Raw genomic sequence first — 22,826 nt, 5'->3', positions numbered from 1 at the left:
GCTTAGCGAATGTGTAAGCTGCGGCGAATGTCACGCAGAATAATAAACACAAATGGCCAGAGCAGCATGCCGATCAGCGAGGGGGTGAAATAGAGCCAGAGACTTTCCACAGAGCGGCCAACGATGCCATCGACCCACAGTACCAGCAGTTGTTTGAGCAGCAGCAGCACGGCAATAAAGATGGCTTGCTGGATAAAACTGGAGACGCGGACTTGACGGTGCATACGCAAAACAACGTAGAGGATCAGGCAGAGACCAAAGGCGTGTTGTCCTAGAAGAGTACCTTGAGAGACATCCAGTAACAGCGCAAACAACCACGCTAAGCCGAGACCGAAGCGGCTTGGAATGGCCATCCCCCAGTAGAGCACCACCAAACTTAACCAGTCGGGGCGGAAGGGTTGTAAATGAGGCGGCAGTGGCATGATCATTAGAATTAAGGCGATGCTGAGACTGACAGGTACCACCCAGTAATGTTTGCAATGGGTCATCATGGCCGCGCCTTAGCCGCTTCAGCAGCCTGAGTATCAGCTGCGAGTTTGGCTTTATCCCAGACCAACAACACTTCACGACTGCGGCCAACGTGGGCACTGGGGGTTGCGTAGGCCTCGACAAAATCACGCCCTGGATAATGTTTCACCGTGCGGACTACACCAATAGGGTAGTTGGCGGGAAAGATGCCGCCTAAACCGGAACTGATAATGCGATCACCAATACGAATATCGGCGCTGTTAGAGATATAGAGTAACTTTAACTGATTGGTTTTGCCGGTACCAGAGACGATGGTGCGCAGACCGTTGCGATTCAGTTGTGCCGGTATAGAGTGGCTCAGGTCGGTCAGTAACAGTGCTTCTGATGAATAAGGATAAGCATGGATGATTTGACCAATAATGCCGTGGGCGTCGATGAGGGGTTGGCCTTCATAAGCGTTGTCGTTGCTGCCCTTGTTGATCACGACCTGTTGACGATAAGGATCCATATCGACGGCTAACATCTCTGCCACCAAGACATTTTCTCCGACTTTGAAAGAGGCGTGCAGCAGTTCGCGCAGACGAGCATTTTCGCTGTCGATGATCTCCAGTTTTTGCAGACGGGCTTGCAGCAGCAGCTGTTGTTGTTTGAGTCGCTGGTTTTCTTGCAGCAGTTGACCGTGACTGCTAAAAATCTCCGAACTCCAGTTGGCCAACCGTGAGGGCAGGTTCACTAAGTATTGCAGTGGATAGAGGGCTTGGCTGAGGCTGCTGCGCACCTCTTGCAAATGCTGGTGACGATGGTCGGTTAACATGGCAGCAGCAGAGAGAGCCATAAAAAAAAACAGGCGTAAATTGAGAGCTGTGTTTTTCTGAAAAAGTGGCCGCATGTGTCAGTCGGATATTGAAAAAAGGGGGGTGCCTGCGAAGCTGCGCTGAGCAGCTTTAGGAACGGGTGCTGTCGAGGTTACTCTACAGATAAAAACTCATCACCGTGTTCGTCGATTAACTCTAAAACTCGACCACCGCCACGAGTGACACAGGTCAGCGGGTCTTCGGCAATGACGATGGGCAGGCCGGTCTCTTCCATTAAGAGTCGATCCAAGTCGCGCAGCAGAGCGCCGCCACCGGTGAGGACAATGCCGCGTTCTGCAACATCAGAGCCCAACTCGGGCGGGGTCTGTTCTAGGGCGGTTTTTACCGCGCTGACAATGCCGTAGAGCGGCTCTTGCAAGGCTTCAAGTATTTCGTTGCTGTTGAGGGTGATGCTGCGTGGAACCCCTTCTGAGAGATTGCGACCCTTAACGTCCATTTCCAGCAGCTCTTTGCCTGGGTAGGCTGAGCCGATTTCATGTTTGATTCTTTCGGCGGTGGCTTCACCGATCAAGACGCCGTAGTTGCGGCGCACGTAATTGAGAATGGAGTCATTAAAACGATCACCGCCGATGCGAACCGAGGCGGAATAGACGATGCCATTGAGGGACATCACGGCCACCTCGGAGGTGCCGCCGCCGATGTCGAGTACCATGGAACCACAGGCTTCATCGACGGGCATTCCTGCGCCGATGGCAGCGGCCATCGGCTCTTCAATCAGGTAGACGCTGCGTGCGCCCGCGCCGATGGCCGATTCACGAATGGCGCGGCGCTCCACTTGGGTGGCACCGCAGGGAACACAGACCAAGACCCGTGGGCTGGGACGCAAAATGCGGGTGTCGTGTACTTTACGAATAAAGTGCTGCAACATTTTTTCGGTGATGTGAAAGTCCGCGATTACGCCGTCGCGCATGGGGCGAATGGCGGTGATGTTTTGCGGGGTGCGGCCAATCATCTTTTTGGCCTCTTCGCCGTAGGCTTGGATCGATTTGGTGCCGCCCGGCCCACTCTGGCGAATGGAGACCACAGAGGGTTCGTTGAGTACGATGCCTTTGCCGCGTACGTAGATGAGGGTGTTGGCGGTGCCTAAATCGATAGAGAGATCGGTGGAAAAAAGACCTCGAAGACGGTTAAACATGATTGATGGTGTTCCACTTGATGATGCAGTTGATAAAGATGTGTGCTTGATCCAAGTAACGAATGAGCAAGTTTTGTGCGCAGGTTGCGAATGGGACAAGTATAGCCGAATCTTGCTGCCCTGTACCTTGCAAAATGTAATCTTAAGTCAGTTTTGGCTGGATAGAGCGGTATTTTTTAAGCCAGAACCGTATTGCTGCCTTTTATGCTACCGTGCCGCAGTCTTTTTTAGGATCGGTTAGTACGAAAGGTAACGATAGTTTTGGTTTTTATGTTAATTAAATTCTCTTTTTGTGGGTGGTTGTTTTTTTAGCTCGCACATATTGCTACGCGGTGATTTGCTGCTTATGCTGCAAAGTGTGATTTACACATATACAAGGGTACGAGTGTTCACCATGTGTCGAGACGCTTTGATTGTTGTTTTTTGCTTGGCAACGCTGCTGCTTTTACCGTCGCTGTCTGGAGCAGAGCTGGAAATGCGGGATGAACCGATTCGACCGCTGCCCCTAAGCAGTGCGGAGGATCCGGCTAAGGTGGCTCTGGGTTGGCAGCTGTTTCAAGACAAACGTCTTTCTGCCAGCGGTCAGATCAGCTGCTCCAGTTGCCACCGTTTGGATTATTACGGTATGGAAAGAGAGGCTTTCTCGATAGGTGCGAATGAGCAGCTTGAAGAGGTAAAGACCCCGACGGTGATCAACAGTCAGTTTAACTTTCGTCAGTTTTGGGATGGACGGGTGGTGACCTTAGCGGAGCAGGTTGAGGCTACGATTGAGAATCAATTAGAATTGAATAACAATTGGCAGCAGTTACTCTTTCGATTGCGTAAGGATGAGGCATTGCGCCAGCAGTTTGGGCAAATTTATGAACAGGGTCTGGATAAAAACTCGGTGGTGGATGCGATTGTCACCTTTGAACGCACCTTGATCAGCAGCAATTCAGCCTTTGACCGTTGGCTTCGAGGTGAAGAGTCTGCGCTTTCCAAAAAGGCCTTGCAGGGTTACGCTCTGTTTAAATCGTATGGCTGCATCAGTTGCCATCAGGGGCAAAATGTGGGTGGTAATATGTTTGCCCGCATGGGGGCGATGGGCAATTATTTTATCGACCGCAACGACGATATGAAACAGTCGGATTTAGGGCTATTTACCCTCACCGACCATGAAGACGATAAACATGTGTTTAAAGTACCGAGTTTGCGCTTTGCGGCAGTGAATCGTTACTTTTTCCATGATGCCAGTGTTGATTCTTTACAAGAGGCGATTCAAATAATGGGCAAATATCAGTTGGGCAGAAAACTGCCAGATAAAGACATTGTTTTAATCGAAGCATTTTTGAAATCACTACTGGGTGATTTGCCTCCAGCTTTTTCAAAACCAACGGTTGTTTCTCAGTGATGAATTGCTAACACGATGATATTTGATTTTTTTGCTAAGCAGTGGCGTTTGAAGCTTCTTTGGTTATTGGTCTTTGTGGTGTTTATTTTGGGCTTGTTACTCTGGAGTCGTGACGTTGATGTCAGCCTGCATAATGAACGCTTGGAATTGCTGTCTGAGGCCAGAGGTTTAGAGGCACGCTTGGATCAAGGGGTGTTGCAAGTTGCTTCATTGAGTTTGGTGCAATACGATCCGCTGTTGGATGTGACTCATGGTCTGTATGACATCATTGGCCAATTTTCCACGCTTGATAATGGTTTTCGTCATCGCACCAATCGTGTTATTGCCCATTATTTGGATCGTTACAGCAGCGATTTGAATGCAAAAATATGGTTGCTGGAACGGATTAAATCACGGGCGGCACTGGTGCGCAATGGGTTGCACTACTTGACCCTTGTTGCGACTGAGTTGCGGCAAGTAAACGAGCCTAAAAAAGATCAGGTTATCGCCTTTTTAGATGAGTTGTATCGGTACACTATTTTTCCGGATGAAGTGCATTTTAATTTTTTACAGCGGAAGTTGACCGCGCTGAAAAAAGTGCAGATGAGTTCGAATAAACAGCAAAAATTGGTTGATAACGTGTTGTTTCATATGTCGTCTAATTTAACCAGTTTGAAAATGTTGGCAACTCTGCAAAATCGTTACTCTGCGGTACAAAGTGTTGATAGTTTTGAGAGCTTACGCCTTGCTTACCGTAATTTTTACAATTCCAGCCGTCAACGTTCGGAGCAGTTCAGTTATTTGCTCTGGTTTTGTATTTTAATTTTATTATGGGGTTTGACGCGACTGGTAGCACAGTTGGGATACTCTGAGATGAATTTGCAAAGAGCGCTGGTTGATCTGAAAAAATTGAGTTTGGCCACCGAGCAGAGTCCCATCTCGATTATCATTACCGATACACACGGCTTTGTTGAGTACGTTAACCCCCATTTTGAACAGGCTTCCGGTTATGCCTTTGCTGACGTTGTTGGGCAAAATTTCAGCTTGATGCAAATTGAAGATAAATCCAAAACGGAGTGTGTCCGCCTGTGGAAAATGGTCAGTGCGGGTAAAACCTGGCGCGGCGAGGTTAATAGCATTCGTAAAGACGGTTCGCTCTATTGGGAAAGTGTGATGGTTTCCTCTTTGAAAGATGATAAAGGCAAGGTCAGTCACTATATTGCTTTGAAAGAGGACATCAGTCTGCGCAAACAGGCTGAAGAGCAAGTGCTGTATCAAGCTCAATACGATGCTTTGACCGGTCTGCCCAACCGCAGTTTGATGTTGGATCGTTTGCAGCAGTCGATTGTGACGGCGAAACGAGAGCACTGGTTGATGGCGCTGTTGTTTTTGGATCTGGATAACTTTAAATCTGTTAATGATACCTTGGGGCATAAAGCGGGAGATACCTTATTGCAAGCGGTCTCACAACGGTTGCAAGAGTGCGTGCGGGCGATGGATATGGTGGCGCGTTTTGGTGGCGATGAGTTTGTGCTGTTATTGCAAGACATTCATGATGCAGAAAATGCGGCGCTGATTTCGGAAAAAATCATTCATTCTCTGGCCAAACCCTTTCAGATTGAAAACCGAAACATTTATATTGGTTGCAGTATCGGTATTAGCTCTGTTTCCCGAGGACAGTTTGGGAGCGGATCAGTTGCTGCAATACGCCGATATGGCCATGTATCGTGCTAAGGACGCGGGGCGTAATAATTTTCAATTCTTCACCGTCAGTATGCAAGAAAAAGTCAGTCGCAATATGGAGCTGGAACAGGATCTTCGCGTGGCTTTAGAAGTGGGGGGGCAGTTGCAGTTGTATTACCAGCCGATTATGACTGTTGCGGGTGATGAAATGAAGAGCGCCGAGGCTTTGGTGCGCTGGTTACACCCAAAGTACGGCTTGATGTTGCCCAATGAATTTATCCCTTTAGCGGAAGAAAGTGGTCTGATTACAACCCTGGGTGTGTGGGTTTTGCAGCAGGCTTGTCAACAATTGGGGGTTTGGAAGCGTGAGGGTAAGGTGGTCACCTTGTCGGTGAATGTTTCCAGTCGCCAAAGTCCTGAGACGATCAACTATAAAGTTATTCAGGCGTTGCTTCTGAAAAATGGAATAGCAGCGGAAAATTTGGTGTTGGAAATTACCGAAAGCCTGTTTTTGAGCGACAGTGATGAGGTTATTCAATGGTTGACGGAGATCAAAGCGTTAGGGGTCACACTCTCCATTGATGACTTTGGTACCGGTTACTCTTCTTTGAGTTATTTAAAGCGATTTCCTCTGGATATTTTGAAAGTGGATCGTGCGTTTATTAAAAATTTGCCCGATGACGGTGAAGATGAAACCTTGGTTAGAGCCATTTTAGCAATGGCAAAAAGTTTGGGCTTGAAGGTGGTTGCTGAAGGAGTGGAAACCCCAGGCCAGCAGCAGATGTTACAACAGTTGCAGTGTGAGTATGTGCAGGGTTACTTGTTTTCAAAACCCCTGCCTGCGGATCAGTTTGAGCGTTTGTTGTGAATATGAGACCCGCCGTAGCCGTAGCGGTGATCATCAAAAAAGCCGGTCGAGTGTTGTTAGGTGAGCGGATTAACCCAACAGGCCAAGATTGCTGGCAGTTTCCGGGTGGTCATCTGGAGTTCGGCGAGAGCGTTGAGGCGTGTGCGCGCCGCGAGGTGTTGGAGGAGAACGGTTTGCAGATTGACAATTTGCGTATCGGCCCGTATTGCAACGATGTTTTTCTGCCTGCGAACACGCAGTACATCACCCTATTTGTGATCGCCGATTGGAGATCGGGTCAGCCAGAGGCTCTGGAACGGGACAAATGTCGTCGCTGGGATTGGTTTATGTGGTCGAATCTGCCCCAGCCGCTGTTTCAACCCACTCTGACTTTATTGCAGCAGGGTTTCAATTTGGATGATTTTGCTTAATGGCGCGTATAAAAGGGCGTTCTCTGCATGGACATCTTTGGGGGTAATGCAGTAGAATTGCGCCCAAAATAGCTGGGTGCTGCGATGTATCTAATTAATCCTAAAAACGGGAGCGTCCATCGGGCTTTCCCGTTTTGTTTGCGCGTGAGAGGGACAATCCGTTGAGTAAACCCGCTTTATTGGTGCTTGAAGATGGCTCTTTGTTTCGAGGCACCTCCATTGGTGCTTTGGGAGAGACCGTCGGTGAGGTGGTATTCAATACCGCCATGACCGGTTATCAGGAAATTCTGACCGATCCTTCCTACCGTCGTCAGATTGTTACGTTAACGTACCCCCACATTGGCAACGTCGGTACCAATGCCGATGACGAAGAGGCCGAGGGTGTTTACGCTGCCGGTCTGGTGATTCGTGATCTGCCGCTGCTGGCGAGCAACTGGCGCAGCAGCGAATCCTTGGACGATTATCTGCAACGTCACAAGATTGTCGCCATTGCTGATATTGATACCCGTCGTTTAACGCGCATTTTGCGTCAAAAAGGCGCGCTCAGTGGCTGCATTATTGCGGCTGATGCCATTGACGAAGAGGCTGCACTGCACGCGGCCAAAGCCTTCCCTGGTTTGAAGGGGATGGATTTGGCCAAAGAGGTCACAACCGATGCCTCTTATGCGTGGCGTGAAGCAAGCTGGGCGTTGGGGCAACCGCAACGCGAGCTGAGTGACGAAAAAGCTCAGTTTCATGTGGTGGCTTACGATTACGGCGTGAAACGCAATATTTTACGCCTGTTGGTGGATCGCGGTTGTCGTCTGACCGTGGTGCCGGCGCAGACTCCGGCAGCAGACGTATTGGCGATGCAGCCCGATGGGGTGTTTCTCTCCAATGGACCGGGTGATCCCGAGCCGTGCGATTACGCCATTGAGGCGATTCGTGCGGTTCTGGAGACCGAGGTGCCGGTGTTTGGCATCTGTCTGGGGCATCAACTGTTGGCGCTGGCCTGCGGTGCAAAAACCATGAAAATGAAGTTTGGTCATCACGGTGCCAACCATCCGGTGCAGGATCTGGCCAGCCGTGTGGTGATGATCAGCAGTCAGAACCACGGTTTTGCGGTAGACGAAAGCTCCTTGCCAGACAATCTGAGCGCCACACACCGGTCTCTGTTTGATGACTCTTTGCAAGGGGTGCATCGCACCGACAAACCGGCGTTCGGTTTTCAGGGACACCCTGAAGCGAGCCCAGGACCTCACGATGTGGCTCCTCTGTTTGACCACTTCATCGAATTAATGCATGCGGCGCGCGCCTGATATTGCCGATACGGACTGTTTAGAGACTTATGCCAAAACGTACAGATATAAAGAGCGTCTTAATTATCGGCGCTGGCCCGATTGTCATCGGCCAAGCGTGTGAGTTTGATTACTCCGGTGCGCAAGCGTGTAAAGCGCTGCGTGAAGAGGGGTGTCGAGTTATCTTGGTTAACTCCAACCCCGCCACCATCATGACCGATCCCGATATGGCTGATTCGATCTACATCGAGCCCATTGATTGGCAGGTGGTGGAACGCATCATCGAAAAAGAGCGCCCCGATGTGCTGCTGCCCACCATGGGCGGCCAGACGGCGCTCAACTGTGCGCTGGATCTGGATCGAGAAGGGGTGCTGGAAAAATACAGCGTCGAGATGATCGGGGCTTCTCGTGAAGCCATCGACATGGCGGAAGATCGAGATAAATTCCGCAAAGCGATGGCGGAAATCGGTCTAGTAACGCCGCGTGCGTTTATCGCTCACAGCATGGAAGAGGCGTGGCAAGGGCAGGCGCAGATTGGTTTCCCCTGCATCATTCGGCCCTCCTTTACCATGGGCGGCAGCGGGGGTGGCATCGCTTATAACCGTGACGAGTTTGAAGAAATTATTATCCGTGGTTTGGATCTGTCACCCACCACCGAAGTGCTGATGGAAGAGTCGGCGCTCGGTTGGAAAGAATATGAGATGGAGGTGGTGCGAGATCGCAACGACAACTGCATTATCATCTGCTCGATTGAAAACCTCGATCCAATGGGGGTGCATACCGGTGACTCTATTACCGTCGCCCCTGCGCAGACCTTGACCGATAAAGAGTATCAGATCATGCGCAACGCCTCTTTGCAGGTGTTGCGTAAAATCGGCGTTGAAACCGGCGGCTCCAATGTGCAGTTTGCCATCAATCCCGCAGACGGTCGCATGATCATCATTGAGATGAACCCACGGGTGTCGCGCTCCTCGGCGTTGGCTTCTAAGGCGACGGGCTTCCCGATTGCCAAGGTGGCGGCTAAATTGGCCATCGGTTACACCTTGGATGAGCTCTCCAATGAGATCACCGGTGGTGCGACTCCGGCCTCTTTTGAGCCAAGCATTGATTATGTGGTAACAAAAATTCCGCGTTTCACCTTTGAAAAATTCCCGCAAGCCAATGCGTTGTTGACCACGCAGATGAAATCCGTGGGTGAGGTAATGGCCATTGGGCGTACTTTCCAAGAATCCTTGCAAAAGGCTTTGCGTAGCTTGGAAATTGGCACCGACGGTTTGAATGAAATTTTGCCGAGCAATTTGTCGGCGGATGAGATTAAAGCCCGACTGCGCCAAGAACTGAGTGAACCCAGTGATCGTCGTCTTTGGTATGTGGCCGATGCGTTTCGTCAAGGTTACAGCCGTGAAGAGCTGTTTGAACTGACCGCCATTGATCCGTGGTTTTTGGTGCAGATCGAAGATCTGGTTCAGCACGAAGAGACCTTGCGTGGCCGTTCTTTCATCGATCTGGCACATGCGGAGTTGTACGGTTTGAAACGCAAAGGCTTTTCTGACCGTCGTTTGGCGCAGCTGCTGGCCTGCTCTGAAGGTGAGCTGCGCGCGCATCGTCATGAACTGGGCATTCGCCCCGTTTACAAGCGGGTCGATACCTGTGCAGCGGAGTTTGCGTCCAACACCGCCTACATGTACTCCACATATGAAGAAGAGTGTGAATCTGACCCCACAGACAACGACAAGGTGGTGGTGTTGGGAGGCGGGCCAAACCGCATCGGTCAGGGCATCGAGTTTGATTACTGCTGTGTACATGCAGCGTTGGCGATGCGCGAAGACGGTTACGAGACCATCATGGTCAACTGCAACCCTGAAACCGTCTCCACTGATTACGACACCTCGGATCGACTCTATTTTGAGCCGTTGACGCTGGAAGACGTGTTGGAAATTTTGCACAAAGAGAACCCTAAAGGCTTGATTGTGCAGTACGGCGGTCAAACGCCGTTGAAGCTGGCTGAAGCGCTGGAAGCAGCGGGTGCGCCGATCATCGGTACCAGCCCTGACTCCATTGATTTGGCTGAAGATCGTGAGCGTTTTCAGCAGCTGATCGAAAAACTCGGTTTGCGCCAGCCGCCCAATCGTACTGCGCGTGACCCCGAAACAGCGGTCACCCAAGCAGAAGAGATCGGCTACCCCTTGGTGGTGCGCCCCTCTTATGTTTTGGGTGGTCGGGCAATGGAGATTGTGCACAACGAAGAAGACCTGCGCCGTTACATGCGCGAGGCGGTTTCTGTTTCCAATGATTCGCCCGTTTTGCTGGATCGTTTTTTGGACGATGCGGTGGAGGTGGACATTGATGCCATCTGTGATGGCACCGATGTGCTGATCGGTGGAGTGATGGAGCACATTGAACAGGCGGGAGTTCATTCCGGTGATTCGGCTTGTTCTTTACCACCCTACACCTTGAGTGCGGCGGTGCAAGATCGGATGCGCGCACAGATGAAACAGATGGGCTTGGCGCTGGGGGTGAAGGGCTTGATGAACGCTCAATTTGCCATTCAAGGCGAGAAGATCTTTATCTTGGAGGTCAATCCGCGTGCCTCGCGCACGGTGCCGTTTGTCTCCAAAGCAACGGGGGTGGCGCTGGCCAAAGTGGCGGCACGTTGCATGATGGGGGTTAGCTTGGCTGAGCAGGGTCATACCGAGGAAAAAATTCCCAGTTATTTCTGTGTTAAAGAAGCGGTTTTCCCCTTTGTGAAATTCCCAGGTGTTGATCCACTGCTGGGGCCTGAGATGAAGTCTACGGGTGAAGTAATGGGGGTGGGGCGCAGTTTTGGTGAGGCGTTCTACAAAAGTCAGCTTGGGGCGGGGACGCAGTTGCCCAGTTCGGGTCAAGCGTTGATCAGTGTGCGCGATAAAGACAAAAGTATCGCGGTTGAAATTGCCCGTGATCTGAACAAGTTAGGTTTTGAGCTGGTGGCCACCCGTGGCACAGCGCGTCAGATTGAAGCCGCAGGCATCAGTTGTTCTGAGGTGAAAAAAGTCAAAGAGGGGCGGCCGCACATTGTGGATTTGATCAAAAACGGCGGTGTGAGCTTGATCATCAACACCACTGAAGGCAAGTCGGCCATTTCAGATTCCTTTACCATCCGCCGCGCGGCGCTCAGCTCCAAGGTGGCCTACACCACCACTTTGGCTGGTGGCAAAGCGATCTGCTTGGCCATTGCCAGTGCGGATAACACCAATGTGAGTCGTTTACAAGAATTGCATGAGGAGATGCTGTGAACTTAATTCCATTAACGCTGCGCGGTGCGGAAAAGCTGCGCGAAGAGTTGCGTATTTTAAAAACCGTTGAACGACCCAAGGTGATTGAAGCGATTGCTGAAGCGCGGGCGCACGGTGATCTGAAAGAGAATGCTGAATACCATGCTGCGCGTGAGCAGCAGAGTTTTATTGAGGGGCGCATTAAAGAGATTGATGGCAAACTCTCTAACGCTCAGGTGATTGATATCACCAACATCGACGCCCATGGCCGGGTTATCTTTGGTGCTACCGTGGATCTGCTTAATGTGGAGACCGATGAGGAGGTGACCTATCAAATCGTTGGTGAAGATGAGGCGGACATTAAACAGGGCATGATTTCGGTAAACTCACCCATCGCCCGCGCCCTGATCAGTAAAGAAGAGGGCGATGTGGCCGATGTGCGCGCACCAGGTGGCAACATCGAGTATGAGATTATCGAGGTGAAATACCGGTAACGTAGATGAGTTTGCCTTTGACTTGCCAGTGCAGATCAAAGTCGTACAGGTGACAAACGTATTCATGTTGATCCGGTTTTGTTTGTCGGTAGGCGGGGCGCGGATCTTGTTGCAGCACCTCTTCAATCAACTGCTTCAGTTTCGGGTGGCTGGTTTTTCTGCTTTCAATATTGGCTTTTGCTTGTGAACTAAAGTCAATTTTATAGCTGTTTTCTGGTGCGTTGTTGGCAAAACCACCATGAGCCTCTTCGATGTTGTCGCTGTACGGCAGATAAGGTTTGATGTCCAGTACGGGTGTGCCGTCAAGAAAGTCGCCGCCGCTGAGGTGCAGCCAATGCGTATTGGCTCGTTGTTCTATTTTAATCAGCCTAACCGCCGATAGACCGATGCGATTGGGACGAAAGTTGGAGCGACTGGCAAACACACCGATCTTTTGGTTGCCGCCCAGACGCGGTGGCCGTACCGTTGGTCGCCATTGCTGTTCTGGGCAAGCGTGAAATTCAAAGATAACCCACAGGTGGGAAAATTGCTCAAGGCCACGTAGGGCTTCGGCTGAGCCGTATTCTGGATGGAATTCGAGTTGTGCGGTGGCGTGGCTGGCCAGACCTGACTGGCGAGGAATGCCAAATTTCTCTTTGAAGCAGGAGTGAAGTAGGCCGATAGAGTGGTGCTTGAGGTTCATTGTTCTCTCTTGTGAACAGAATCATAAATTATTAGGGGGGCAGGAGTCGAAGACCAAAAACAACTGTGGGCTTTGGGTGGGCTTCCTCTCTTCAGGGCTGTTATTATGGCCTGACTAAAAAAAAGCAGTAAATAAATTAATCCTGCTGGTAATGAATTTAATTCAAAACTGGCTCATTACAGACCCGATTTTAGGAGTGTTATCATGGCAAAAGGGCAGTCTTTACAAGAACCCTTCCTTAATGTGTTGCGCAAGGAACGTGTCCCCGTCTCAATCTATCTGGTGAATGGCATTAAGTTGCAAGGTCAAATTGAATCCTTTGATCAATTTGTGGTGTTGTTGAAAAACAGCGTCAGTCAGATGGTGTATAAACACGCCATTTCTACCGTGGTGCCATCACGAGTTGTGAAGATGCCTCCTCCTACCAGTGGTAATGGCAATGGCGACCTTCAAGATTGAACTTCTTTTTTTGCAGGGTAACTGATGCAGTTATTTGATCGTCCCCAGGCTGGGGAGCGTGCTTTGCTGGTTCAGGTCAGTTTTGGCCGTGAAACCAATGCCGCAGAGCATCTGAGTGAATTTCGAGAGCTTGCTGTTTCGGCAGGCGCTCTTCCTTTAGCCGTTATTTCCGGTAGCCGTAAACGTCCTGATGCGCGTACCTTTGTTGGCAGTGGTAAAGCCGATGAAATTGCTCAGCAGGTGCGTGCTCTGGATGCGGAGCTGGTGTTGTTCGATCATCTGTTGTCGCCTGCTCAAGAACGTAATTTAGAGGCGTTGTTTCAGTGTCGTGTCTTGGATCGTACCGGTTTGATTCTGGATATTTTTGCCCAGCGTGCGCGTTCTTTTGAGGGCAAATTACAGGTTGAGCTGGCGCAGCTAAAACACCTCTCGACCCGCCTAATTCGAGGCTGGACTCATCTGGAGCGGCAAAAAGGTGGCATCGGTCTGCGTGGTCCTGGAGAGACTCAGCTGGAGACCGATCGTCGTCTGTTGGCGGTGCGCATCAAGCAAATCAATGGCCGTTTGAGCAAGGTTCGCAGTCAACGAGAGCAGGGACGGCAGTCACGGCGTAAAGCGTCTGTTCCGACGGTGGCGCTGGTGGGGTACACCAATGCGGGTAAATCAACCCTCTTCAACGCTCTGACCGAGGCCTCTGTTTACGTTGAGGATCAGCTGTTTGCCACCCTTGATCCCACCTTGCGCAGTTTGCATCTGGAAAACGGGGTTAAGTTGGTGCTGGCGGATACGGTGGGTTTTATTCGTGATTTGCCTCATGATTTGGTCAACGCGTTTCAATCCACATTGCAAGAGACCAAAGACGCAACGCTGTTATTGCATGTAATTGACGCCTCCGATCAGATGCGTGAGGAGCACATAGAAAACGTCGAGCAGGTACTGAAAGCCATTGGTGCTGATGGCATCCCGTGTTTGAAGGTCTTCAATAAGATTGATGTGGATGGCACGCCTGCTCAGCTGGATGAGGTTAATCCCGATGTGTTGCCGCAGGTGTGGCTCTCGGCTCAGAGTGGTGAGGGGCTGGAGCTGCTGCGGCAGGTGTTGGAAAAACGCTTGGCACAAGAGCGGGCACTGGGTTGGTTGGTGCTTGCGCCTGAGCAGGGGCGCTTGCGGGCACGACTGTTTGAGTTAAAAGCGGTCAGCACCGAGCGCCAGCAGAAAAACGGCGGTTTTTTATTGCAGTTGGATATGGAGCTGCGTGATTGGGTGCGTTTGTGCAAACATGAATCACTGGATCAAGAAGAATTATTGGCTGATTTGCCTGAGCATCTTGCTACTGTGGCCTAAGCTCAATAGAATGTAGCTTTCTGGACTGCTTTAAAATTCATAAAGAGCCTTGCAAGGCTCTTTTGTCTGTTAGCAGTACTTGTCTTCGTGCGGAATTGATTGATAATATTGGAGCGTGTCTATGGCCTGGAATGAACCGGGTGGTGGTAATCGAGACCCTTGGGGTAATAAGAACGACAAAGGGCCTCCCGATCTGGATGAAGCGTTTAAGAAAGTTCAGGACAAAGTAACCGACTTGTTTGGAAAAAGGGGCGGTAGCAGTGGCAGTGGTGGTGGAAGCAGTGCAGCGCTCTCTTGGGGCGGTGGTATTGTTTTCCTGATCTTATTTATTTTATGGCTGTTGTCCGGTCTTTTCATTGTCCAGCCTGCCGAGCGTGGTGTGGTGACGCGTTTCGGTGCTTATGTTAGTTCAGAAACCGCCGGTTTGCACTGGCATCTGCCGTGGCCGATTGATCGTGAACAACGGGTCAATGTGGATCAAAACCGCAGTGTGCGTCTGCGTTCACAGGCGATGCTGACTCAAGATGAGAACATTGTTGAGGTGGATTTGGCGGTGCAGTACAACGTCAAAAATGCTGAGCAGTTTCTCTTCCGTGTTCGTAACCCCGATGAAACTCTGGCACAAGTGGCCGAAAGTGCGCTGCGTCAAGTGGTGGGTAAAAACGACATGGACTTTATTATCACCCAAGGTCGTGATGCCATTGCTGCTGCCACTCAAGAGCTGATGCAAGCGACGTTGGATGATTACAAAACCGGTTTGGATTTGCAGACGGTCAACTTGCAAGGCGCGCAACCACCGGAAGCGGTGCAAGCGGCCTTTGCCGATGCGATTAAAGCCCGTGAAGATGAACAGCGGTTTATCAATGAAGCCGAAGCTTACAGCAACGGCATCATTCCTCAGGCACGGGGTAATGCGAAACAAGTCTTGGAAGAGGCGAAAGCGTATCGGACTCGGGTGGTGAAAGCCGCAGAAGGGGAATCGAATCGTTTTTTACGGGTGTTGGCTGAATATCAAAAAGCGCCAGAGGTGACCCGTGATCGTCTTTACATTGATTCTGTAGAGCATGTGCTGTCCAATACCAGCAAAATCTTGATGGACGCTGAGGGCAGCAATAACTTGATGTATTTGCCACTGGATCAATTGATGGGTAAAGGCGGTCGGGGTCGTTCGGCCAGTACTGACTTTGCTCTTGATCCTATGATCCCCAGCAGTGACAGTGCCTCGGTGCCGTCACCGATGCGTGAGTCGGTGCGTAACCGTCGTACACGGGAGACCCGCTAATGTCTCGTAGTAATCTGTTGTCTGTGTTGCTGGCGTTGTCTGTGATGCTGTTGAGCTCGGCGACCTTTGTGGTTAAAGAGACCGAAGTGGCGATCAAGTTGGCACTGGGTAAAATTGTCCGTTCGGATTATCAGCCAGGGCTGCACTTTAAGTTTCCGCTTTATCACAACGTGCATAAGTTTGATTCGCGGATTTTGACTCTGGATGCGCGTCCTGAACGGGTTTTGACCAGCGAGAAGAAAAACTTGATTGTGGATTCGTTTGTGAAATGGCGTATTACCGATGTGGAGCGATTCTTCAAAGCCACCGGTGGCGATGAGCGCCGTGCTCTGAATCTGTTGGCTCAGTTCATCAAAAAAGGTCTGTTGGATGAGTTTGGTAAACGTACCATTCAAGAGGTGATTTCCGGAGAACGTGCGGAAATTATGAAACGAGTGCAGAAAGAGGCCGGTGAACAAGCGATTGATCTGGGCATCACCGTAGTGGATGTGCGGGTCAAACGAGTGGATCTGCCTTCCGAGGTGAGTAATTCGGTGTTTCGCCGAATGGAGAAAGAACGCGAAACCGTCGCGAAATCGTTCCGTTCTCGTGGTGAAGAGCAAGCGAAAGGCATTCGTTCTGATTCAGAGCGGCAGCGAGAAGAGATTTTGGCCGAGTCTTACAGTGAATCGCAGCAGATTCGCGGTGAAGGTGATGCCGAAGCATCCAGTATCTACGCCAAGGCTTTTGGTAAAGATCGGGAGTTTTACAATCTCTATCGCAGCTTGAACGCGTATAAATCAGTCTTTTCCGGTGGCAATGACATGATGTTGTTGAAACCGGATTCGAAGTTTTTCCGTTACTTTAATGACCCCAATGGGGGAGCTGTACGTTAGAGTAAATTGAGCCAAAAACGGCGTTAGGCGTGATGCCTAACGCCGTTTTTGTGTCCGCTGAGCTGAGATCTTTTTTTATGTGGCAAGAAATTTTAACCGCCATTGCGCTGTTATTGGTTGTGGAAGGTTTGTTGCCGTTTCTGAGTCCGACGGCGTTTAAACAAAATCTGGCGCGTATGCTTCAGCTGGCCGATTCGAACCTGCGTTGGTTCGGGCTGGCCAGTATGCTGGTGGGTGTGTCGTTACTTTACTGGGTGAAATAAACCCTGTTTGTACATTATGGTTCAAGATCGTTGGATATTGCCGCAAGGCATCGAAGAATTATTGCCGCAACAGGCGAGCAAGATGGAGACGTTGCGCCGTCGTGTTGTGGATCTCTACGCCAGTTGGGGTTACGAATTGGTGGTGCCGCCGTTGATGGAGTACCTTGAGTCGCTGTTGGTGGGTACCGGTCGTGAGTTGGATTTGAGCACCTTTAAATTGGTAGATCAACTCAACGGCAGAACGATGGGGATTCGAGCGGACATCACCCCGCAGGTGGCACGCATTGATGCGCATCGTCTGCAACGAGAGGTACCGACGCGGCTTTGTTATTTGGGGTCGGTGTTGCACACTCGTGGTGAAGGTTTGGCGGGCAGCCGCAGTCCGTTGCAGTTGGGTGCTGAATTGTACGGTCATGCGGGTGTGGAGAGCGACGTTGAAATCATTGCTCTGATGCTCAAAACCCTTGAGCTGGCCGGAATTAAATCACTGCATCTGGATCTGGGCCATGTGGGTCTGTTTCGTGGTTTGGCTGCCGAAGCGGAACTGAACGAGGAGCAAGAAGCTCACCTGTTTGAGATGTTTCAGCGCAAAGCTAAGCCGGAGATTGAGACCTTTTTAGAGGGGATTTCACTCTCTTCAGATCATCGTGACATGTTGATGGCGTTGGTGAACCTGAACGGCGATGCGTCCGTGTTGGCGCAGGCGCGGGGGGCGTTGGCCACCGCAGGTAACGAAGTGCAGCAAGCGTTGCATTATTTGCAAGCAACCGCTGAACGGCTGCAACAGAGCCAGCCTGAGTTGACTTTGCATTTTGATCTGGCGGAGTTGCGCGGTTATCACTACCACACGGGCGTTGTGTTCAGTGCCTACGCGATGGGGTACAGCCAAGAAATTGCCCGTGGTGGACGTTACGATGACATTGGTCGTGCCTTTGGACGAGCGCGTCCCGCAACCGGTTTCAGTACCGATTTAAAAACCCTGGTGTCCTTATCAAGCACTGTGGCAGAGCAATCTGTCAAAATTTTCGCCCCAGCAGGGGATGACTCCAACTTGTGGGAAACCATTCAGGAGTTGCGCAATTCGGGTCAAACCGTGATTCGTGCTTTGCCGGGACAGAGCGGTTCTGCCGCTGACATGGGCTGCGAGCGTAAGCTCGTTTTCAATAATGAATTTTGGACTGTCGTAGACGCATAAATACTATGGGCAAAAATGTAATCGTATTGGGCACCCAATGGGGTGATGAGGGGAAGGGCAAAATTGTTGATCTGCTAACGGATCGTGCTGCTGCGGTGGTGCGTTTTCAAGGCGGTCATAACGCAGGCCACACCTTGGTGATCGGTGACGAGACCACGGTGCTGCATTTGATTCCTTCTGGTGTGTTACGTGAAGGTGTGCTCTGCTTGATCGGCAATGGGGTGGTGTTATCACCTGAAGCCTTGATCAAGGAGTTGGCAATGCTGGAGGAGCGCGGGGTGCCTGCGCGTGAGCGTTTGCGGATCAGTGAGGCCTGCCCTCTGATCATGCCTTATCATGTGGCTTTGGATCAGGCGCGGGAGATTGCGCGGGGCAAAAAGGCCATCGGTACTACGGGTCGCGGCATTGGGCCAGCTTATGAAGACAAAGTCTCACGACGTGGTTTGCGGGTCGGTGATCTGTTTCACCGTGAGCGTCTGGAGAGCAAACTGAAAGAGATTTTGGATTATCACAACTTCTCTTTGGTGCACTACTTCAAGACTGATCCGGTGGATTACCAGCAGATGTTGGATCTGGCGCTGAAGATGGCCGACGAGTTAAAACCGATGGTGGCAGACATTCCAGGTCTGTTGCATCAACTGCGCAAAGAGGGCAAGAGCATCATGTTCGAGGGTGCTCAAGGCACCTTGCTTGACATTGATCACGGTACCTATCCTTATGTGACCTCTTCCAATACCACCGCTGGCGGTGCGTGCAGTGGCAGTGGCGTGGGGCCGCGTGATCTGGATTATGTGTTGGGTATCACCAAAGCCTATACCACTCGTGTGGGTGCTGGCCCCTTTCCCACCGAATTGTTTGATGACAGTGGCGAGCATTTGGGTGTGAAGGGCCATGAGTTTGGCTCTACCACCGGTCGTTCACGGCGTTGTGGTTGGTTTGATGCCGTTTCGCTGCGTCGCTCTGCTGAGATAAACAGTCTGACCGGTTTGTGCATCACCAAGTTGGATGTGATGGACGGTTTGAAAACCATCAAGCTCTGTACGTCTTACAACTGTGAGGGTGAGATTTTGGACACCCCGCCTGTGGGTGCCGAAGCCTATGAGTTGTGCAAACCGGTGTATGAAGAGATGCCGGGTTGGACTGAATCCACCGAAGGCATGACCGAGTACGATGATCTGCCGGAAAACGCCAAGGCGTATTTGAACCGTCTGCAAGAAGTAGTGGGTGTGCCGATTGATATTATTTCAACGGGGCCTGAGCGGAACCAAAATGTGGTTTTGCGCCATCCGTTTGAGTAGTGTCTGAACGTTTGGCTGATCTTTAGGGATAGCCTAAACGAAAAAAGCCGCATCAAGTTGATGCGGCTTTTTTCATGCCCTCAATAAAGAGGTTATGAAGTAACGCTTATTTTGCAGCAGGTGTAGCAGGAGCAGCTACGGGTGCAGCAGGTGCTTTTGCAGCAGGAGCGGCAGGCGCTTTTGCAGCAGGAGCAGTCATACCGTAAGGAGCGTAACCGTTGTTACCGTGGTAGCCCTGGTTGCTGTTGCCTTGGTAGTTGCTGTTGCCTTTTGCGTTGCCTTTCATGTTCATGCCCATCTCGCCAGATGCGTTGCCGTTACCAGCACCGTTACCCGTACCGTTGTTGTTGCCCCAACCGTTGTTGTTCCAAGGCATGTTGTTGCCGTTGTTCCAAGGGCCGTTGTTCCAACCGTTGTTGCCGTTGTTCCAAGGCATGTTGTTGTTGCCGTTGTTCCAAGGCATGTTGTTGTTGCCATTGTTCCAAGGCATGTTGTTGTTGCCGTTGTTCCAAGGCATGTTGTTGCCGTTGTTCCAACCGTTGTTGCCGTTCCAAGGCATGTTGTTGCCATTCCACGGCATGTTGTTGCCGTTGTTCCAACCGTTGTTGCCGTTGTTCCAAGCAGAAGCAGAAGCGGAAGCGGTGAGCAAGGTAGCGACAGCAATAACCTTAATAAATTTCTTCATTAACTTTCTCCAGACGAATCGTCGAGTTTTCTAAAACGGAAGTAATTGGGTACAGGATCAGGTGTTCTTCTGAGTCAGAAGGCCGCTCAATCCGTGGCTGATTAGAACACTGTTTGGCTGGTAAATAAACGCTGATATGAAAAAAGTCTTGATTTTATTCTCTTTTTAGGGGAATTCCCTAATACATTGCGCGTGAGAATAAGAATTTACTGGTTGTTGTTATGCCACAATTGGTCTGTGGTTTGAGCCTTTGATTTTCATGGACGTGATCAATTTTGAGAGGATGTATGCATAAGCAGAACAATGTGGTGTGGCATTCACATCGGGCAGAGCAAAGCAGCCGTGCCAAACAGAAGGGTCAAAAGCCGCTGTTGATCTGGTTTACCGGCTTGAGTGCTTCGGGTAAATCGACCTTAGCTGGTGCGTTGGAGCAGAGTTTGGTGGAGCGCAATTACCACACTTATCTGCTGGACGGTGACAATGTGCGTCACGGTCTCTGCCAAGATCTGGGTTTCGGTGACCGAGATCGGGCAGAAAACATTCGCCGAGTGGGTGAGGTGGCGACGTTGATGGTGGATGCGGGGTTGATTACTTTGGCGGCGTTTATCTCGCCGTTTCGCGCGGATCGGCAGACGGTGCGGGATTTACTGCCAGAGGGGCAGTTTGTGGAGGTGTTTGTGGATGCGTCGGTGGAGCTGTGTCAGCAGCGTGACCCGAAGGGGTTGTATGCCAAGGCGTTGCGTGGCGAGATCAAAGATTACACGGGGGTGGACAGCCCTTACGAAAAACCTCACGCGCCCGAGGTACACATTGATGCCAACCGTCTTTCGGTTGCTGAGTCGGTGGATCACATTTTGGCCTACCTGGATGAGATTAATGCCTTGCATGGCGGTTATCAGCCTTTGTCTCAGGATGGGTGAGAGCGATAAAAGCGCGTAAGAGCAAATCCCCCAAGTCAGGGCAAATGCATCAAATTAAGTGCCATTAAGTACTATTTTCAAATATTCCTCATCCCACCCTGCTCTTAAACGTTTATTTTTTACACCCAACTTTAAGCTCTTTTCCTGTTTAAGAAGGTTTAATGCCATATGCCTCATTACTGCGAAATTTTGTGCTGAATACCCCTTGCGAATTCGAGACTCATCTTCTCGAAAACTCACATCCAACTGCCAATGCAGTGAGTTTTCCACCCCCCAGTGCTGGCGAACAGATCGACCAAACAGTTCTGCGTTATTCTCAATGGAGCTAATGTAATAGCGGTGCTCTATCGTCGTTTTTCCCTTTACCGTTCGTTCGGATTCTACTCGACCGAGGGTGTTTAAGGATGCCCACTTTTTGGCCTCTTCCAATGTCTCATCGCACGACAATGTCCAATGTCGTCGAATCTCCGTGCGATCTCTGGAAACCTCTTTCGTCTCATGATAACTAAAATCGCAACCTTCAAAGCCGTTTGTGTCAGCTTGATCAAACAGGGCTTCCACTGCTTTGGATAGTTTTTCCTGATTGCCTTTCAATGCCATCAGATAATCCCCTTCTTGATCAATGATTTGCTGAGCAATTGATCGCTGACAACCCATGGCATCAAGGGTGATAATACAGCCTTTGATCGCCAGCATATTGAGCAACTTGGGGATCGCCGTGATCTCATTTGACTTCTCTTCTGTTTTTACTTGCCCCAATACCAACTGATTTTCTACGCTCCACGCACTCACCATGTGGATCGCTTTTTTCCCCAGCCGCCGATCGTGAGAACGTCTCAGCGTCTTACCATCAATGGCAATCACACCTTGAACTAATCCCGCTATATCTCGAACCCACTCTGTAAAAAAACGCTCAAAAGCCTCTGGGGAGAGCATGAAAAAAAGACGCCGAAACGTATCGTGCGATGGGATTCCATGGGGCAACTCAAGAAAACTTTCGAACCACGACTGCTTTGTTTGCCCAAACTCTTCAATAGAGTTCCAATCCTCAGCTCCACAGATGATCGCACAGATTGAAATCGCGATGATATCGACCAATTTGTGACTGCATTTGCCTTCGATTCGAGGATCAGGGATTGTACTGATATGCTTTATTAAAGATTGGGTTTGCATGAACGATTCTCGCTTGATTAGCTGAGAAACAATTATAACCCTATACTTTTCCCTTTTAAATCAATACGTTTTCGTGCGTTTGCCCTGTCCCCCAAGTCCTAACTTTGTAGAGAACTCAAACAACATGGGCTTTTATTCCCCTCTGAAGTGAATTCAGCACTCTTCCCTGCGTTGAAAAAACCACCCCACCTTTTCGAGGCACCCCTCCATCGGAGGGGAATGGTTCGCATGTTTTGTCACTTACTGTGTAACATCAGTTATCACGACTATCGAGATGAGCAACATAAGGTGATGCCCTTGAGCGGGTCAGAGTTCATTCGTCGTTTTTTGCAACACGTTTTGCCACGGTGTGATGTGTCTGATTCCGCCTCAATTGGAGAGGAGTGGTTGAGTTCACGGTCAAGATCCACAGCTCATCACTGCCAAAGTAGCTCAGTCGATCAGCGCCAAGGAGGGGGGCTGAGAATCCAGTGCGGTCAAAAGCTGAAAAACGGGAAAAAATAGTCTATTCTACTGATGTGCTCAGCTTGAGATAGGGTACGGTCTGGTGGATATTGAGATGAAATTGGAGCAACACTGGGTGACTTTGGGTGTAAAACCAATCTGTCACGTTAGGGGCCTAAAAACAAATTCGTATTAGTATTAGTAGAGCCACTGCACCTGTTGGGTTGGATTCTCCTACATTGCTAGGAACCCAATCTTAAGCAAGGAGCAGTGTTTAAATAAGAGCTAATGACTGGATTTCATGTAAATTAAAAGATATCTATGAACAATTCGGTCGATAAATAAAATAAATCATAAAATAAAGCGGCTCAAG

At 50.3% G+C, this 22,826-nt stretch carries 21 protein-coding genes and 1 pseudogene; 16 read left to right on the top strand and 6 right to left on the bottom strand.

Annotation, left to right across the window (positions count from 1 at the left end; translation table 11 throughout):
• Window positions 1–2: 2 nt before the first annotated feature.
• The 3 genes from mreD to Q9O24_09600 form a co-directional block, all read right to left on the bottom strand.
• A complete protein-coding gene (gene mreD / locus Q9O24_09610; protein ID MDQ7075386.1) occupies window positions 3–491 on the bottom strand; it encodes a rod shape-determining protein MreD in 489 nt (162 codons plus the stop codon).
• Window positions 488–1,357, bottom strand: coding sequence for a rod shape-determining protein MreC (mreC, locus tag Q9O24_09605; GenBank protein MDQ7075385.1), 870 nt, complete (start codon window positions 1,355–1,357; stop codon window positions 488–490). Before mreC ends, mreD begins: the two co-directional genes overlap by 4 nt.
• 77 nt (window positions 1,358–1,434) lie before the next feature.
• Window positions 1,435–2,478 (bottom strand): rod shape-determining protein, encoded by a 1,044-nt coding sequence (locus Q9O24_09600; GenBank protein ID MDQ7075384.1) that lies wholly within the window; start codon window positions 2,476–2,478, stop codon window positions 1,435–1,437.
• A gap of 394 nt (window positions 2,479–2,872) precedes the next feature.
• On the opposite strand from Q9O24_09600, the gene Q9O24_09595 reads away from it, so the two are divergent.
• From Q9O24_09595 to greA, 7 genes are all read left to right on the top strand, one after another.
• Entirely contained in the window at window positions 2,873–3,868 is a 996-nt protein-coding gene (locus Q9O24_09595) for a cytochrome c peroxidase (protein MDQ7075383.1), read from the top strand.
• 15 nt (window positions 3,869–3,883) lie between these two features.
• Window positions 3,884–5,581, top strand: a complete 1,698-nt coding sequence (locus tag Q9O24_09590; protein ID MDQ7075382.1) for a diguanylate cyclase — start codon at window positions 3,884–3,886, stop codon at window positions 5,579–5,581.
• Window positions 5,529–6,398 (top strand): GGDEF domain-containing phosphodiesterase, encoded by an 870-nt coding sequence (locus tag Q9O24_09585; GenBank protein ID MDQ7075381.1) that lies wholly within the window; start codon window positions 5,529–5,531, stop codon window positions 6,396–6,398. Before Q9O24_09590 ends, Q9O24_09585 begins: the two co-directional genes overlap by 53 nt.
• Window positions 6,399–6,400: 2 nt before the next feature.
• Entirely contained in the window at window positions 6,401–6,808 is a 408-nt protein-coding gene (locus Q9O24_09580) for an NUDIX domain-containing protein (protein ID MDQ7075380.1), read from the top strand.
• Between the two features lie 161 nt (window positions 6,809–6,969).
• Entirely contained in the window at window positions 6,970–8,106 is a 1,137-nt protein-coding gene (gene carA, locus Q9O24_09575) for a glutamine-hydrolyzing carbamoyl-phosphate synthase small subunit (protein ID MDQ7075379.1), read from the top strand.
• Between the two features lie 29 nt (window positions 8,107–8,135).
• Entirely contained in the window at window positions 8,136–11,360 is a 3,225-nt protein-coding gene (gene carB / locus Q9O24_09570) for a carbamoyl-phosphate synthase large subunit (GenBank protein MDQ7075378.1), read from the top strand.
• Window positions 11,357–11,833, top strand: a complete 477-nt coding sequence (greA, locus tag Q9O24_09565) for a transcription elongation factor GreA (protein ID MDQ7075377.1) — start codon at window positions 11,357–11,359, stop codon at window positions 11,831–11,833. Before carB ends, greA begins: the two co-directional genes overlap by 4 nt.
• Here greA and tsaA read toward each other — a convergent pair.
• The gene (gene tsaA, locus Q9O24_09560) at window positions 11,811–12,515 is read right to left on the bottom strand and encodes a tRNA (N6-threonylcarbamoyladenosine(37)-N6)-methyltransferase TrmO (GenBank protein ID MDQ7075376.1); all 705 of its coding nucleotides are present in this window, start codon (window positions 12,513–12,515) and stop codon (window positions 11,811–11,813) included. The genes greA and tsaA overlap by 23 nt on opposite strands.
• Window positions 12,516–12,719: 204 nt before the next feature.
• Between tsaA and hfq the strand changes: the two genes are divergently transcribed.
• The 7 genes from hfq (at window position 12,720) to Q9O24_09525 (ending at window position 19,231) form a co-directional block, all read left to right on the top strand.
• Window positions 12,720–12,974 (top strand): RNA chaperone Hfq, encoded by a 255-nt coding sequence (hfq, locus tag Q9O24_09555; GenBank protein ID MDQ7075375.1) that lies wholly within the window; start codon window positions 12,720–12,722, stop codon window positions 12,972–12,974.
• A gap of 24 nt (window positions 12,975–12,998) precedes the next feature.
• Window positions 12,999–14,318, top strand: coding sequence for a ribosome rescue GTPase HflX (gene hflX, locus Q9O24_09550; GenBank protein MDQ7075374.1), 1,320 nt, complete (start codon window positions 12,999–13,001; stop codon window positions 14,316–14,318).
• Window positions 14,319–14,439: 121 nt separating this feature from the next.
• Window positions 14,440–15,600, top strand: a complete 1,161-nt coding sequence (gene hflK, locus Q9O24_09545; protein MDQ7075373.1) for an FtsH protease activity modulator HflK — start codon at window positions 14,440–14,442, stop codon at window positions 15,598–15,600.
• Window positions 15,600–16,475: a protease modulator HflC gene (hflC, locus tag Q9O24_09540; GenBank protein MDQ7075372.1), complete on the top strand. Its 876-nt coding sequence runs from the start codon at window positions 15,600–15,602 to the stop codon at window positions 16,473–16,475. The genes hflK and hflC overlap by 1 nt, the downstream gene beginning before the upstream one ends.
• Before the next feature lie 77 nt (window positions 16,476–16,552).
• The gene (locus Q9O24_09535; protein ID MDQ7075371.1) at window positions 16,553–16,738 is read left to right on the top strand and encodes a DUF2065 domain-containing protein; all 186 of its coding nucleotides are present in this window, start codon (window positions 16,553–16,555) and stop codon (window positions 16,736–16,738) included.
• Window positions 16,739–16,751: 13 nt separating this feature from the next.
• A complete protein-coding gene (locus Q9O24_09530; protein ID MDQ7075370.1) occupies window positions 16,752–17,933 on the top strand; it encodes an ATP phosphoribosyltransferase regulatory subunit in 1,182 nt (393 codons plus the stop codon).
• A gap of 5 nt (window positions 17,934–17,938) precedes the next feature.
• Window positions 17,939–19,231 carry an adenylosuccinate synthase gene (locus Q9O24_09525; GenBank protein MDQ7075369.1) on the top strand — a complete coding sequence of 431 codons (1,293 nt, stop codon included), beginning with the start codon at window positions 17,939–17,941 and terminating at the stop codon, window positions 19,229–19,231.
• A 106-nt stretch (window positions 19,232–19,337) separates the two neighbouring features.
• Here Q9O24_09525 and Q9O24_09520 read toward each other — a convergent pair whose 3' ends face one another.
• Window positions 19,338–19,916, bottom strand: a complete 579-nt coding sequence (locus tag Q9O24_09520) for a hypothetical protein (GenBank protein MDQ7075368.1) — start codon at window positions 19,914–19,916, stop codon at window positions 19,338–19,340.
• 287 nt (window positions 19,917–20,203) lie between these two features.
• On the opposite strand from Q9O24_09520, the gene cysC reads away from it, so the two are divergent.
• The gene (cysC, locus tag Q9O24_09515) at window positions 20,204–20,836 is read left to right on the top strand and encodes an adenylyl-sulfate kinase (protein MDQ7075367.1); all 633 of its coding nucleotides are present in this window, start codon (window positions 20,204–20,206) and stop codon (window positions 20,834–20,836) included.
• Window positions 20,837–20,890: 54 nt separating this feature from the next.
• Here the strand turns inward: cysC and Q9O24_09510 are convergent, their stop codons facing one another.
• Entirely contained in the window at window positions 20,891–22,009 is a 1,119-nt protein-coding gene (locus Q9O24_09510) for an ISAs1 family transposase (protein ID MDQ7075366.1), read from the bottom strand.
• Window positions 22,010–22,267: 258 nt separating this feature from the next.
• Between Q9O24_09510 and Q9O24_09505 the strand changes: the two are divergent.
• Window positions 22,268–22,357, top strand: a pseudogene (locus Q9O24_09505) (transposase).
• Window positions 22,358–22,826: the final 469 nt, after the last annotated feature.

Source organism: Gammaproteobacteria bacterium, assembly GCA_030949385.1.
In the GTDB taxonomy this organism is placed as follows: Bacteria; Pseudomonadota; Gammaproteobacteria; order JAUZRS01; family JAUZRS01; genus JAUZRS01.
The sequence above is the reverse complement of the archived record's forward strand: the minus strand, read 5'-3'. Positions and strand labels throughout refer to the sequence as shown.